This window comes from Bdellovibrio sp. HM001, from assembly GCF_055397275.1.
This window is the reverse complement of the sequence record NZ_AP029174.1, coordinates 1,873,750-1,888,074: the sequence shown is the minus strand read 5'-3', so window position 1 is coordinate 1,888,074 and position 14,325 is coordinate 1,873,750. Positions and strand designations below refer to the sequence as shown.

Below are 14,325 nucleotides of genomic sequence, written 5' to 3'. Positions count from 1 at the left end.
AGAATAAAAAAAAGCCAGGTTCCCTCAGGTTCCTGGCTTTTTGTTTTAGCGCAGTTTGCGTTTAAGGTTATTTACGATTGTCCAGTTGCGTGCCAGTGGCTCCACGTAAGGCAGTTCCACCATGATGTAGACGCCTTTTTCATCCATGATTTTTTCAGTCAGATACTTCTTTTCGATCAGGGAATTTACGTCGTCAGCTCGGATCAGCTGGCCTAACTCTTTCATGGATTCATTTTGAACATCGGTCAGGTCCACCTTGTACAAGCCTTTGTTGTTTGGCTCTACTCGACGGGCGAACAATAAAATACCATTCAGAATGCTGACCTCCTGATCCGACAGGGCTGGCAGCCGGTCTTTGTCCTGTTTGAACAGCCATTCGTTGTACCAGTCGACAAACGAGAAAAGCTCCTGAGGTTTTAGATTGGTGATTTTCTGCGTTCCATCCCCACGGTCTTCCTGAGTCAAGTAGCCAAGTTCGGTCAGAGCATTCACCACGCTCTGCATTTTGTTGGTGGCTTCCTGGAAGATCTGAATCGTGTAATTGCGAATCAGAACCGAAGAAAAACTTAAAGCCCCGTTGTCTTCGGGTTTACCATACTTATTGCCGACCAGATTTAAAATGGAAATATATTTGTTCACGATGTGAGGCGGGAAGCGCTCTTCATCAGGATTGGTGTTTTCCAGCAGACGGATTTTTTGATTCGCATCACGCAGTTTTTCATTCAGCGTTTTCATGATTGCGCGAACCCACACCGGCAACTGATCCATTTGTTTGTTCAAAGAGTCGTAGGGAAGTGCGATGACTTCGGAGTCTTTGGTGGCCTTCACATTCGCGCTGCGTGGCTTTTTATCAAACAACGCCATTTCGCCAACCATGGCACCGGGTTGAATTTCCGCGATAACAACTTCAGTGTTGCCTTTGCTTTTGGTGATAGCGAAACCACCTGTTTTAACGATATACATGGCATCTGGAGCGTCCCCATCTCTGAATAGATAGGTGTCTTTTGCCACTTTCTTTGCCTCTGCCACGAAAACCCCACTCTCAATTACGTGAATTTTTATTATCTATGGGAATCTTAGACAGGGCAATGCGGTGCTGGACTTAGGTGGGTTGGGTCGGGGTGGGCGTTTCAGATTAAAACGGCCTTCCTTTGGGGGAAAGCCGTTGAGCACAAAACTAGAATGTCATGGGCTTGCAGTCAGGGGCTATTTTCATTTTGCCCTCTGTGGCTGCCAGCACCTTTTCCGGAGACAGATCCGGGGCGTATTCTTTCAAAACAAACCCTTCAGGGGTGATTTCGATCACGCCGAAATCACTGACGATTTTCTTGATGCATCTTACGCCGGTCAAAGGAAGCGTGCACTTGCTGCGCAGTTTGGAGTTTCCTTCTTTGTCGGTGTGTTGCATGGCTACGATCACGTTGCGAGCACCGGCAACAAGATCCATCGCGCCCCCCATGCCTTTGACCATCTTGCCTGGAACCATCCAGTTGGCGATGCTGCCGGTTTCATCAACCTCCATCGCACCCAAAACCGTCAGGTCCACATGACCCCCGCGGATCATCGCAAAGCTGTCAGCACTGGAAAAGAAGCTTGCTCCCGGCAAAGCCGTCACAGTTTGTTTTCCGGCGTTGATCAGATCCGCATCGACATCGGCTTCTTTGGGGAAAGGACCCATGCCCAAAAGACCATTTTCGCTCTGTAACATAACGAATTTGTCTTTTGGGATGTAGTTGGCGACCAATGTAGGAATCCCGATTCCCAAATTTACGCAGTAACCATCTTCAACTTCTTGAGCGATACGTTGTGCAATTTGCTCTCTTGTTAATGGCATAAACTTTCCTAACCTTTGGCAATCGTTTTTTGTTCAATGCGCTTTTGGTAGTTCGTACCTTGGAAGATACGCTGAACATACACGCCTGGAGTGTGAATCTGATCCGGATCCAGTTCGCCAATTTCCACCAGCTCCTCGACCTCGGCCACTGTGATTTTTCCAGCAGTCGCTGCCATCGGATTGAAATTGCGTGCAGTTTTGCGGAAGATCAGATTTCCGAACTTGTCGCCCTTCCAGGCTTTCACAAAGGCAAAGTCACCGACGATGCCTCTTTCCAGAACATAGTCACGGCCGTCAAAGTTTTTAATCTCTTTGCCTTCAGCCACCAAAGTTCCCACTCCTGTCGGTGTGTAGAACCCGGCGATACCCGCACCACCGGCGCGGATTCTTTCGGCTAAGGTTCCCTGAGGGCAGAACTCAAGCTCCAGTTCGCCACTCATGTAAAGCTTTTCGAACAAAGCGTTTTCACCCACATAAGAGGAGATCATTTTTTTGATCTGGCGCTTTTGCAAAAGCAGACCCAGGCCGAAGTCATCCACACCTGCGTTGTTGGAAACGCAGGTCAGATTTTTCACGCCCATTTCATTCAGGACCGTGATGCAGTTCTCCGGGATGCCGCAAAGGCCGAAGCCGCCCAAGACCAGAGTCATGTTGTCCTTGACGTCAAAGAGCGCACTCTTGGCGTCCTTAAAAACTTTTTTGCTCATGACTAAGCCTTCTCGATGATCAAAGCCACCGCTTCGCCGCCGCCGATGCACAAAGTAGCCAAGCCATAGCGCTTGTTGTGTGTGTGCAAAGCGTGAACCAAAGTTGTCAGAATGCGCGCGCCCGAAGCTCCGATCGGGTGACCGATAGCCACCGCACCACCGTGAACGTTGACTTTGGCAGCCGGGATTTCAAGTTCTTTCATCGCCACCTGAGTGACAACAGCAAAGGCTTCGTTGATCTCCCAAAGATCAATGTCGCCCACCTTCAAATTGGCTTTTGCCAATGCGCCCTTGATCGCGCCCACAGGAGCTGTGGTGAAGTATTTTGGATCATGAGCGAAAGTGCCATGCGCCACGATTTTCGCCAAAGGTTTGATGCCACGTTTTTTGGCTTCAGATTCAGACATCAAAACGTGCGCCGCTGCACCGTCGTTGATTTTGGAAGCATTAGCCGCAGTGATGGTGCCAGTTTTGTCGAAGGCAGGTTTCAAGCCTGGGATTTTGTCGAAGTTGGTGTTGAACGGTTCTTCGTCCTTATCCACAGTCACAGCGCCTTTGCGACCTTCAACAGTCACAGGAGCGATTTCGTTTTTGAACAGATTCTTAGCCCAGGCATCCTGAGCTTTTTTGTAGGATTCAACTGCGAAAGCATCTTGTTCTTCACGAGTGAAGTTGTGCTCTTTCACGCAGATTTCCGCCGCATTTCCCATGTGGAAGTTATTGTATGGATCCCACAGGCCGTCTTTGATCATGGAGTCTGTCATTTGTGTTGGACCCATGCGGTAACCAGAACGGGAGTTTTCAAGCAAGTGCGGCGCCAAAGTCATGTTTTCCTGGCCGCCGGCAACAGCGATTTTTGTGTGCCCCAAAGCGATGGAGTCGGCCGCCAGCATCACAGATTTCAAACCGGAGCCACAGACTTTGTTGATGGTCAGACATGGAGTGGAATTTTTAAGCCCGGCGAAAAGAGCTGCCTGACGAGCTGGAGCCTGACCCACGCCTGCAGTCAGCACTTCACCCATGATGCATTCGTCAATTTCGTCAGCAGAAACACCTGCGCGAGTGATGGCTTCTTTGATGGCCACAGCGCCCAGTTTGGGTGCTGGTACGGAAGCAAAACCACCTTGGAAGGAGGCTACCGGAGTTCTCACACTGCTCACAATTACGACATTTTCCATTTTTTACCTCTTTAGCTTTTTGTCCAAGCTTTTCTCTTGGGCTTGGGGGCCCTTGCAAATTTATTGTAAATGCCCGCATACTTTTTTATATTTTAAAGGCAGAGTCAAATGCCAGGGTTAAGGAGTCAACGCATGTCAGCGATCAGTTTCATTCTTGTCCACCTCGTTTTTCAGCCACTGATGGCCGCCACATTTGAAGTTCCCGTCTCTGAAGGAGATCGCCTGGTCCTGAAAGGTCTGGAGGCGCAAGTTCAGATGGTGGGGCAACCCGGCACTGCGCTGCGTGTCTCTGGGGTGGAGCAATCCAGTGCGGAAGGTTTATTCACGATCGAAAAGAAGAATAATATCATCGAAGTCCGTATGAATGAATACGACGGAAAAAGAACCTGGCTGAACATCTTGCCGAAGGCCGCTTCACAAATGAAAAAAATCGAAATTATCGGCCCGGCGCTTCCTGCGGACGTTCAATTGCGCGGTGGGTCTGTGGTGGCGCAGAAGTGGAACAAAGACTTGAAAGTGAGCCTGACTCAAGGGCGTGTGGCCTCCATGAATGGCGCGGGGTCTTTGCAGGTCTATGTGCAAAAAGGGGATGTGTCCGTGGTGGATCACCTGGGGAAAGTCAGTGCAGACTCCTATTCTGGTTCCATGACTTTGAAGAACGTTCAGGGGGATGTTGAGGCGTCCCTTTTCTCGGGGCAGATGAACGTTGAAAAAGTGCGCGGCTTCCTGACTGTTTCAGCCCAGCAGTCCACGGCGAAGGTCAATCAAAGCAACGGAACCATTCAGTTTGAAAGTGGCAAGGGCAGCCTGAATATTCAGGGCTTCCAAGGACGCATCGAGGGCCAGAATCAGGACGGCGCTGTGACGATTGGTATGGCGTTGGATTCGGAAGTGGATGTGAAGTCCAAATCAGGCCGCGTGAGTATTCAGACTCCGCCGGGTTCAGGAGCCAGTCTGAATCTGATGACGGTGGAAGGTGAAATTGTCGTTCCGCCAGAAGTTCGCGTGACGAAGTTGAGCGCGGAGAAAACAGCACGTGGTCGTTTGCGTGGCGACGCGCCGAGAGGAAGCATTTTTGTTCGCAGTCAAGAAGGCACTATTTCAGTGAAATGAGTTGACAGCTTTTCTCAAATGTCTGACAGATGGAATGATCTCTAAAGCACTATCTAGGTAGAACTATGGCAAAAATCGTAAAAAAGAAGCCCGCAGCCAAGGCTGCAGCAAAACCAGCTAAAAAAGCGCCCGCAAAAGCGGCGGCCAAGCCAGCTCCAAAAAAGCCAGCTCCTAAGGCCGTTGTGAAAAAGAAGGCTGATAAGGCCCCTGTAAAGGTGGCAAAAAAGCCTGAGGCGAAGAAAAAACCGGAAGTGAAGCCTGCGAAGGCCCCGGTGAAAGCTGTAAAAGAGACCAAGGAAATTAAAGAAACCAAGGTCGAAGCGGCGAAAAAGCTGGAAAAAAAGGTCACGCCACAGCCGGTTCCTGAAAAAGCGGCGCCTAAAAAAGAGGCGAAAGCCCCTAAAAAAGGCAAAGCGAAAAAGGAAAAGGAAGAGGAAGAGCTGGAAGACGATTTTATCGCCGATGACGACCTGATGGGTGATGAAATCGGTGAATACGAAGAAGAGCTCAAAGCCGTCGAGGAATCCGAAGAGGAAATCGAAGTCGACGAAGAGTGGGTTTCTGAAGAAAAGGTCAAAAACGACGAAGAAGTGGTTTTGACTGACGCAGAGGGTCGTAGATACTGCCGCGCTCGCGATTGCGATCAAATCGCTGTCGTGGATGCTTATTGCCGTTACCACTACCTGATGTTCTGGAAGAAGATCCAAGTTCGTAAGAAGATCCTTCAAGATGGCAAGCTTGAGCGCTACGTGGAAGAACTGACGTCCCGTTATCCAGACAAGTTCCTGGAAATGATCCGTCGTGATTTGCGCACGGAAAAAGACTTCTTGGCTGCTATCCAAGAGCTGGAGATCGATGAATCTGCAGTGGATAATGAGTTTGAAGAGGATAATAGCGCATTTATTGAAGAAGTGCGTGGGATGGGAGAGGGTTCCGGTTCCGGCGTAGAAGACGACGAATACTAGGTCGGCCGTTGAAAAGGGCCCATCCGACTGCGTTGTCGGCCCCTTTTCTTCACTCCGACGTGCTTGGAGCACGCCTCCGTTTCGAAAAGGGGCCTCCGCCTTGCGGATGAACCCTTTTGAACGGTTAGCTCTCGGTTATTGGGGATAAATATAAAGATTTTGGGAAGACCTGCCTGAAGAGGGTGGGTCTTTTTTTGCTTTTTTTTGATGTGCTTAGGTGCGTTAATGGATTTGAATTTTATTGCAAATGGGAAATCTCAACATTACTACTAACCCCGGTTACTCAAATATAAGTCAGAGATAGGGTCTGACGTTTCTACCTGCCACCGTAAAGGGCAGTCTATTTGGAGCGGATATGTTTAAGCGCGCAGCTTTATTTGTTGTGGTTTTGTTCTTTGCAACCTTGTCTCAAGCATTTGAGGCATTTCCTAAAGGGCCGGACGAAGCGTTGACACCGGGCGCCCTTTGTAACCGTCCTAGCGAATACCGATATCCTGAAAAAATCAAATACTGCGAACGTGATGTGTCCACATCTCAAAAAGCAGCTATCTTCCAAAAGTACGATCAACTTGGTTACAGAACTCGCTCTATGAAGCGTCAGGCTTTCAAGATCGATCACTACATTCCGTTGTGTGCAGGTGGCAGCAATGACTCCAGAAACTTGTGGCCTCAGCATGAAAGTGTCTATGAGATCACGGACAAATTGGAAGCTTTGATCTGTGAGAAAATGGCGGCGGGTCGTTTGTTGCAGAAAGATGCCGTGGAAATCATCATTCAGGCCAAACATCACCTGGATGAGGTTCCAACAATTGAAGCTCGCGTAAGAGCTCTTTAATCTACAAGAATATTCTCTCTGTCGAGGGGGCGCCCATGTCTGACGAAGGCATGGGCATTTTTGTTTTTAAGGTTTTTATTTTTCGGATTGAACTGCATTGAACTTTGCAGTGATGCGAGCGTAGGTTCCGTTGCTGATGATGGTTTGTAATCCTTTTTCAAGAATGGCGGCGTACTTGCTTCCGTCTTTGTGTTTCTTTGAAAAACTCAGATATAAACCTGTGCGGGAGATGACTCCCAAGGGTTTTACCTTTTTACTTAAGGCAGGATTTTTCCGCAAAAGATGGGCCGCAGTCAGGCCCCAAAGAACGGCATAGTGAACCCGTCCACTGGCCAGCTTTTCCAGCTGGGATCTTTCGGTGGGACCTGGTGAATGAGTGATGCGTTTGTTCTGCAGAAACTCTGTAGGGTAAGTGTAGCCGTTGGTGGTTCCGACAATTTTGCCTTCCAGATCATTAAAGTTCGTCGGGCGTTTGGTTTCATTCAGCGATCCGTAAACAACCATGTCTGCTTCAAATATCGGTGTCGAATGAAAGATGTACTTCCCTTGGGTTTCGATGCTGATCACGGTGTCAAAGCAGCCAAGGGCCTTGCCTTCGTCCACCTCATGCAGGCAGCGTGCAAAGGGTACGGGGCGGGTGATGACTCGAACTCCTTGTGATTTAAAAGCGGCTTTTACTATATCGGGTGCAAGACCGATGACGTCTTTATAGTCTGGCGAGGCTGATGCATAGGGAGCCCAGTCGTCCTCACCATTGATGATGATAGTCTCGGATTGAGCGGCGAAGGGCGTGCAGAATAGAAGCAAAAAGAGGGCATTTTGAATCATGATAGATTCTCATTATCTCTTGTTCGTGAGAATGAACCAAGTGAAAAAGAATCTTGTTCAAGAAAGCGCAACTATTCTGTTCTGCGGAATTTTGGGAAGCTTTTTAGTGCAAAGACTTCTTCCCTTTTCCGCCAAACATTTTGGGGCCTTTGTCTTCCTCTGAGTCGTCCTCGCTCTCGGTTTCTGAGTCTTCGTCGGTGAAGTCATCTTCATCGCGAGGAGGAGAAAGCTCTTCGCTGTGTTCTGCGCGGCTTAAGGCATCTTCGTCCATTTCATTTTCGTCATCATGAAGCATTTCGTCTTCATTCAAACCTAAAAGTTTGTTGGCCTCGGCCTCCAAAGATGAATTTTCAGTTGAGAAGCGCAGATAGATTTTTTTGCCTTGAAAAGGAACTTCTTTCCAAGTGTAGGGGAAATCGACTTCGCCGTTGTTTTCAAGATACTCCATCATCATGCTGGCTGCGGCATCGACACAGTTGTGGATGCGTGTGATGGCGTCTTGCTGTTCCTGAGAATAGTTCATGGAAACTTCGAAGTTCGCCTGAGCCAAACGACCTTCTTCCAGATAGCCAACGCGTAGCGCTATTTCTTCCTGGTAAATGCGGCCTTCGATAAGAAGTTCGGCGTTGCCAAGATACTGGGCAAAGTTTTCTTTGAAAACTCCCAAAATCTGATCTGAGTACTCTTTAGGGAAGGCGGTCCATTTTTTTGAGCTTTTCAGTCTTGGGTTCATGAGCAGATCTCCATCGAACTTCATTTTTTGACATTTCTAAGACGCTCCTCTATAACTCAACTTTTTTGATGACACAAGAGGTAAGAACTCGTGGATAACATCACTCAAAATCCTGAAAGCGTTGAGAAAAATACGGACATCGGTATGGGCCGAGGGGTCTATATTTCCACTTACGGTTGTCAGATGAACGTGAATGACACGGAACGAATGTACGCCCTCTTGGAGATGCAGAACTTCGTTCCTGTGCGCGATCCGAAAGAGGCGTCGCTGATCATTATCAACTCCTGCAGTGTGCGTGAAAAGCCGGTGCACAAGGTCTATTCCGAGGTCGGCACTTACAAACACATGAAGCGTAAGAATCCGAATCTGAAAATCGGAGTCGGTGGCTGCGTGGGGCAGCAGGAAAAAGAGAATCTGATCAAGACTCAGCCCATGATCGACTTTGTCTTCGGAACCGATCAGATCGACAACCTTCCTCAACTGGTGGCGCAATCGTTCGCCGGCGAAAAGAAACTGGTCAACTCCCGCTTCCAGCACAGGACGCCTTATCATATTGAAACTCTGGTGCGAAATCCCGGTGTGGCGACCTATGTGAATATCACCAAAGGGTGTGACAACTTCTGCACTTTCTGTGTTGTACCCTATACGCGCGGACGTGAAAAGTCCCGCCCGGTTCAGCACATTCTGACCGACATTCGTCATCTGGTGAAGCGTGGTGTGAAAGAAGTCACGCTTCTCGGTCAGAATGTAAACTCTTATAAAGGTGAAGAGGGCGTTGATTTTGCGGATCTGCTGGCCTTGGTGGCCAAAGAAACCGACATTGAGCGCATTCGCTACACGACGTCTCATCCCAAGGATTTCAATCAGAAGTTGGTGGATGTGATGGCAGAGCATTCTGATAAGATCATGGAATACATCCATCTGCCATTCCAGGCGGGCAGTACCAAGGTGTTGGAGCGCATGAATCGCAACTACACCAGGGAAGAGTATCTGCAGCGGATTGCCATGATTAAAAAGGGTCTGCCAAATGTCTGCTTTTCGACCGATATCATCGTGGGTTTCCCTGGCGAAACGGAAGAGGATTTCCAAGACACTTTGAATATGGTGACGGAAGTCGGATTTGAAACGATCTTTGCTTTCGCCTATTCCCCACGTCCGTTCACAAAAGCGGCGAAGTTCGAGGATCAGGTGCCTGAAGACGTCAAAAACGAACGACTGAATCGTCTTTTTGATGTTCATGAGGCCATGGCCTTTGAGGCTGTGAAAAAGTACGAGGGCACCACCATGAAAGTTCTGGTGGAAAGTGTGGATCGGGATCACGGAAAAATTCAGGGACGCAGCACCAGCAATAAGCTTGTGCACTTCCTGGGGACGGCGGATTTGATCGGTAAAACGGTCGATGTGAAAATCACCAAAGCCTTCCCTGCGGTGTTTAGAGGAGAGATGGTTTAATCATGAAAGAAGTTTTGGATTTTGAGAATTTCAAAGCGCAAATCGTCTTTGCAAATGAGACTCAGGAAGAGGAAATCTTCCATCAAAATGAGCTGGTGCAACTTTTTCCTTACGGGCTTTCCGTGACCACAGATGCGACTCGCCCTTTTTTGCTTCTAAAGGACGAAGGGCATCAGTACACACTTCCGGTGGCGGTCAGTGCGATTGATGCAGGGGTTGCGTTGTCTCAAAGCAATCGTATGATTCTGGAATCATCTCCGCACAAGTTCACGGCGATGCTTTTGAATTCTTTGGGAATTGAAATCAAACAGGCTGTCTTTGTTGAAATTAAAGGAGCCCATCAGTATCTGCGTCTTTATATCAGCGGCCATCCGCAGATGAATTCGGTGAAGCTGCGTGCGGATGAGGCCATGTCGTTGTGCTTGTATCTGCAAGTGCCTCTATTTGCGACAAAAAGCTTTATCGGTCGTTCTCGTGTGATGAGTGCTGAGACTGAGGGCGCTGCACAAAAGTTGCAAAATTTTGGTCTGTTGGACAAAGGATCTGGATATTTGAACTAGTTTTTGTAATCATTGAGGCATGCATCATCTGCCTCATTTGATTACGGATCTTGGTTTTATCCTGATGATTGCAGCGTTGTCGACGCTGTTGTTTAAAAAGCTCGGCCAGCCTCAGGTTCTGGGCTATCTGATTGCGGGCTTTTTGGTTAGTCCCCATGTGCCCTTTCTTCCGACGGTTGTAGACAAGGCGAGTATTCAAGTCTGGTCAGAGATCGGCGTGATCTTTCTTTTGTTCAGTTTGGGTCTGGAGTTCAGCTTCAAGAAGCTTTTCAAGGTCGGGGGATCTGCGGCCTTCACGGCCGTCTTTGAAATTATCTTTATGATCGGCTTTGGTTATCTGGTCGGGCGCATGCTGGGCTGGAACAACATTGACAGTTTGTTCTTCGGAGCCATTCTGTCAATGTCCTCAACCACGATTATTGTCAGGGCATTCCATGAATTGGGAATGAAAGGGCAGAAATTTGTAGAGCTGGTGTTCGGGATTTTGGTTGTTGAAGACATTGTTGCGATATTGCTTCTGGTACTATTGGCGGCGATTGCCGGTTCCGGCGCGGTCTCCGGATCGGAGCTGGCCTTTTCAGGTCTGCGTCTTTTGTTCTATATCGCCTTGTGGTTTGTTGTCGGTATTTTCCTGATTCCGATCTTCTTAAGAAAGATACGTCGGCTTCTGGAAGAGGAAACCCTGCTTCTGGTGTCCATAGGTCTTTGCTTTATGATGGTGATTATTGCCGCGGGTGTGGGTTTCTCCCCGGCTCTGGGAGCCTTTGTGATGGGATCCCTGCTGGCTGAAACCCCCGAAGGCCATAAAATGGAGCATGTCCTGACTCCGGTGAAAAATCTTTTTGCCGCCATCTTCTTTGTATCCGTGGGCATGATGATTGACCCCAAGATCCTGATTGAGCGTTGGGATTTGGTGATCCTTGTGACCTTGGTGACGATTGTCGGTAAGTTCATCAGCACCTTCCTGGGGGCAATACTTTCCGGACAAAGCCGAAAGAAGTCTTTCCAGGCGGGGATGAGTCTGGCGCAAATCGGAGAATTCTCATTTATCATTGCGTCTTTGGGCGTGACTCTGAAAGTGACCAGCGACTTTCTTTATCCTTTGGCGATCGCCGTTTCGGCGGTGACCACATTCACGACACCTTACCTGACAAAAGTGGCGGAACCCGTGTATCGCTGGGTTGAGGCTCGGCTTCCCGAGGGGATTAAAAATATGCTGGACCGTTATCAGGCTTCTTTCAATCGGGAAGGTTCCAACGGTGTGGGCTCTTTGATTCTGAAAACCTATGGCATCAAGATTCTGCTAAATACCGTGATGGTCATTGCCATTCTGGGGGCGTACAAAGCCTTGCTGAACGCAGAGGTTCAACGTTACATGGAGCAAAGTCCCTGGGCTGGCGGCATTTCATTGTTCATCTGCTTGGTCTTGATGGCTCCTTTCTTCTGGGGCTTGGTGATGGGAGGACCTGCTTTAAAAGCGCAGCGCGAATTTGAAGAGCTGGAAAAGCTGCGAGGTCTTCAATTTGGAATTTTTGTAGGGCGTATTGTTCTGGCATTGTTGCTATTAAATGCTGTCGTCATTCAGTTTGTGACTTTGAAGATGGCTTTGGGGCTGATCGTGGCGGTGATTGCGATTGCCGCGCTGGCCGGACAGTTCTGGGTTCGCCGTTTGTATCAGTTTATTGAAAAAAACTTCCTCAAGAATCTGACTGAAAAAGAGAGGAAAGAACTGATTTCTTCCGACGTGGCGAAACATTTTCTTCCTTGGGATGCGAGCTTGGGAAGTTACGATCTTTCAGCAGAGTCGGTGCTGGTGGGTCAGAATCTGCGCAGTCTTTCATTCAAAGAAAAGTACGGCGTGAATGTGGCAGCAGTGTATCGTGGTTCCAAGCGTTATTTTGCGCCAGATGGCGAGTTTGTCCTGTGGCCCTATGATAAGTTGATTTGTTTTGGCAGTGAAGAAGAGCTGCAAAGTTTTCATACGTTCCTTGAGCAGGAAAAGGCGGCGCAGATTCTGAATCCCGAAGCAGTCACGCGGCAGGAAGATTATCGTTTGTCGTCCTTTGTGGTGAATGAGACTTCCAAGTGCAAAGATAAAACTATTCGCGACAGCGGGATTCGAGAGGCCTACCACGGCATGGTCGTGGGGATAGAGCGAGGTCCGCAGCGGATTTTGGGCCCGCGGGCCAGTTTTGTTCTGCAAGAGGGGGATCTGATATGGCTGGTCTCTGACAAAAAGCAAAGTCAGGTGACAGTTTAAAACTCTTTTCATTGCTTCAGGCCTCTTCCGCTACCTAAAATTTTAGCAGGAGGGGCTATGCCGACCCTGGGCCTTGTTTTATCTGGTGGTGGTGCCCGTGGGGCTTATCAGGCCGGTGTTATTGCGGCGATAGCCCATATCTGCTCGCGCCAGAAAATTGAAAATCCTTTTCAAATTTATTCCGGAGTCAGTGCCGGGGCTATCAACGTGGCCTTGCTAGCGGCACAAGCTTCCAACTTTGTTCCCAGCAGTAAAAATTTGGTCAACCTCTGGAGTAAAATCGACAGTGACAATGTTTTCTACGCCGATTTGATGGCGCTGTCCCGCGGGGGCTTGCAGTGGATGACGGAACTTTCTCTGGGAAGTCGGGGTAAAGATGGCATGGCCTTGAGATCGCTGCTGAGCACTCATCCATTGAGTACCTTTCTGACGGAGGCCTGCAAGTTTCAGGAAATTCAGAAAAAGATCAATGCGGGACAACTGCAAGCGGTGTCAGTGTCAGCATTGGATTATGAGAGTATCGCCACGGTGACATTTTTTCAGGGGCAATCTGATTTGCCGACCTGGGAGCGTGGAATGCATCGAAGTGAAAAGGCGATTTTGGGGGTGGAACATGTCATGGCCTCCTCGGCTATTCCACTGCTGTTTCCTCCTATTCAGATTCAGGGGCGTTACTATGGCGACGGCTGTATTCGCAATCAGTCGCCTTGTGGTCCGGCCATTTATCTTGGGGCCGAGCGGGTGATTGCCATCGGTGTGCGTCGTCGGCAGGATACGTTCTACAGTTATCACAATAAAGGCGACTCGGAGGTTCCTACGGTGGCTCGCGTGGCTAATGTTTTAATGAACGCGGTGATGATGGATGGGCTGGAGTCCGATATTCAAAGAATCAATCAGGTTAATGACAGCTTGAGTGCTTTGTCTGAGGAAGAAAAGGCTCGGGTTGCTATGCGTAAAGTCGATGCTTTGTGGATTGCGCCCTCAGTTGATTTTTCGGAATTGGCAAAAAAAAGGGAAAATGAGCTGCCACGAATCATTCGTTATATTTTGCGGGGGCCGGGATCTTTGGATGAGTCCAGTGAGATGTTCAGCTATCTTATGTTTACGCCCCAATACTGCCGTCAATTGATCGAAATCGGGTTTTCAGACGGAATGAAAGAACAAGATCGGATCACGGAGTTCCTGACGCAGAATAACCAGGAATCTGTCAGGAAACCGTCAAGATCCGCATAGTACAGGTTGCCTCCTGAGACTTAAGACTTTAGCCTTAAAGTTGAGGTGTCTATGAGTGAATTAGTACGTGCCCGTGGCAAATCCCCGGTTATTGCTGAAAGAGTTTTTATTGCTGATAACGCCCGAATCATCAGTGATGTGGAAATTGGTGAAGGGTCCTCCATTTGGTACAATGTGGTGGTTCGTGGTGATGTGATGCCTATCCGAATTGGCAGAGAGGTCAATGTTCAGGATGGCAGCGTCTTGCATGGTACCTATGGGAAATGGGGAACAACGCTTCATGATCGTGTGACGATTGGGCATCTGGTGATGTTGCATGGTTGCGAGATTGGTCGAGGCACCCTGGTGGGAATGGGTTCCATTGTGATGGATGGCTGTAAAGTCGGCGAACATTGTTTGATTGGTGCCGGAACGTTGTTGGTCGAAGGCACTGAAATTCCGCCACGCAGTCTGGTCGTGGGGCGACCCGGAAAAGTGAAAAGGTCTCTGACGGATGAAGAAGTGGCGTTGCTGGAAAAATCAGCCGATAACTACCTTCTCTACAAGACCTGGTACGAATAAATTATTGTCCCGGTTTTTCTTGAACTGAAGGGGATTTCCGCACAAAATAACAAAAACCTGCCTCTA

The 14,325-nt window shown here is 48.7% G+C and carries 14 protein-coding genes and 1 riboswitch; of the genes, 8 read left to right on the top strand and 6 right to left on the bottom strand.

Features of this window, described 5'->3' with window-relative positions; all coding sequences use genetic code 11:
* Nucleotides 1-45 precede the first annotated feature (45 nt).
* The 4 genes from ACZ5ZZ_RS09015 to ACZ5ZZ_RS09000 all read right to left on the bottom strand — a co-directional run bounded on the left by ACZ5ZZ_RS09015 (nt 46) and on the right by ACZ5ZZ_RS09000 (nt 3,719).
* Nucleotides 46-1,029, bottom strand: a complete 984-nt coding sequence (locus tag ACZ5ZZ_RS09015; protein ID WP_464139003.1) for a cyclic nucleotide-binding domain-containing protein — start codon at nt 1,027-1,029, stop codon at nt 46-48.
* Between the two features lie 148 nt (nt 1,030-1,177).
* Nucleotides 1,178-1,834 carry a CoA transferase subunit B gene (locus tag ACZ5ZZ_RS09010; protein ID WP_464139001.1) on the bottom strand — a complete coding sequence of 219 codons (657 nt, stop codon included), beginning with the start codon at nt 1,832-1,834 and terminating at the stop codon, nt 1,178-1,180.
* A gap of 8 nt (nt 1,835-1,842) precedes the next feature.
* Nucleotides 1,843-2,541 (bottom strand): CoA transferase subunit A, encoded by a 699-nt coding sequence (locus tag ACZ5ZZ_RS09005; RefSeq protein ID WP_464130745.1) that lies wholly within the window; start codon nt 2,539-2,541, stop codon nt 1,843-1,845.
* 2 nt (nt 2,542-2,543) lie between these two features.
* Complete coding sequence (locus ACZ5ZZ_RS09000) at nt 2,544-3,719, bottom strand: thiolase family protein (protein WP_464121312.1); 1,176 nt, start codon at nt 3,717-3,719, stop codon at nt 2,544-2,546.
* A 132-nt stretch (nt 3,720-3,851) separates the two neighbouring features.
* Between ACZ5ZZ_RS09000 and ACZ5ZZ_RS08995 the strand changes: the two genes are divergently transcribed.
* From ACZ5ZZ_RS08995 to ACZ5ZZ_RS08985, 3 genes are all read left to right on the top strand, one after another.
* On the top strand, nt 3,852-4,832 hold the full coding sequence (locus ACZ5ZZ_RS08995) for a DUF4097 family beta strand repeat-containing protein (protein ID WP_464130744.1): 981 nt from the start codon (nt 3,852-3,854) through the stop codon (nt 4,830-4,832).
* A 65-nt stretch (nt 4,833-4,897) separates the two neighbouring features.
* Nucleotides 4,898-5,797: a hypothetical protein gene (locus tag ACZ5ZZ_RS08990; RefSeq protein WP_464130742.1), complete on the top strand. Its 900-nt coding sequence runs from the start codon at nt 4,898-4,900 to the stop codon at nt 5,795-5,797.
* A gap of 265 nt (nt 5,798-6,062) precedes the next feature.
* Nucleotides 6,063-6,160: riboswitch (purine riboswitch) on the top strand.
* On the top strand, nt 6,153-6,632 hold the full coding sequence (locus ACZ5ZZ_RS08985) for a hypothetical protein (protein ID WP_464121309.1): 480 nt from the start codon (nt 6,153-6,155) through the stop codon (nt 6,630-6,632). It overlaps the preceding riboswitch by 8 nt.
* A gap of 75 nt (nt 6,633-6,707) precedes the next feature.
* Here ACZ5ZZ_RS08985 and ACZ5ZZ_RS08980 read toward each other — a convergent pair whose 3' ends face one another.
* Nucleotides 6,708-7,460, bottom strand: a complete 753-nt coding sequence (locus tag ACZ5ZZ_RS08980; RefSeq protein WP_464138999.1) for a substrate-binding periplasmic protein — start codon at nt 7,458-7,460, stop codon at nt 6,708-6,710.
* 103 nt (nt 7,461-7,563) lie between these two features.
* On the bottom strand, nt 7,564-8,193 hold the full coding sequence (locus tag ACZ5ZZ_RS08975) for a hypothetical protein (protein ID WP_464130740.1): 630 nt from the start codon (nt 8,191-8,193) through the stop codon (nt 7,564-7,566).
* Between the two features lie 90 nt (nt 8,194-8,283).
* On the opposite strand from ACZ5ZZ_RS08975, the gene miaB reads away from it, so the two are divergent.
* The 5 genes from miaB to ACZ5ZZ_RS08950 are packed head-to-tail and all read left to right on the top strand — an operon-like array spanning nt 8,284 to nt 14,259.
* Complete coding sequence (miaB, locus tag ACZ5ZZ_RS08970; RefSeq protein WP_464121306.1) at nt 8,284-9,645, top strand: tRNA (N6-isopentenyl adenosine(37)-C2)-methylthiotransferase MiaB; 1,362 nt, start codon at nt 8,284-8,286, stop codon at nt 9,643-9,645.
* A gap of 2 nt (nt 9,646-9,647) precedes the next feature.
* On the top strand, nt 9,648-10,205 hold the full coding sequence (locus ACZ5ZZ_RS08965) for a bifunctional nuclease family protein (RefSeq protein ID WP_464130738.1): 558 nt from the start codon (nt 9,648-9,650) through the stop codon (nt 10,203-10,205).
* Between the two features lie 19 nt (nt 10,206-10,224).
* Entirely contained in the window at nt 10,225-12,465 is a 2,241-nt protein-coding gene (locus ACZ5ZZ_RS08960; protein WP_464138998.1) for a cation:proton antiporter domain-containing protein, read from the top strand.
* 57 nt (nt 12,466-12,522) lie between these two features.
* Entirely contained in the window at nt 12,523-13,698 is a 1,176-nt protein-coding gene (locus tag ACZ5ZZ_RS08955) for a patatin-like phospholipase family protein (protein WP_464130735.1), read from the top strand.
* Nucleotides 13,699-13,749: 51 nt separating this feature from the next.
* Entirely contained in the window at nt 13,750-14,259 is a 510-nt protein-coding gene (locus tag ACZ5ZZ_RS08950; protein WP_464130734.1) for a gamma carbonic anhydrase family protein, read from the top strand.
* Nucleotides 14,260-14,325: the final 66 nt, after the last annotated feature.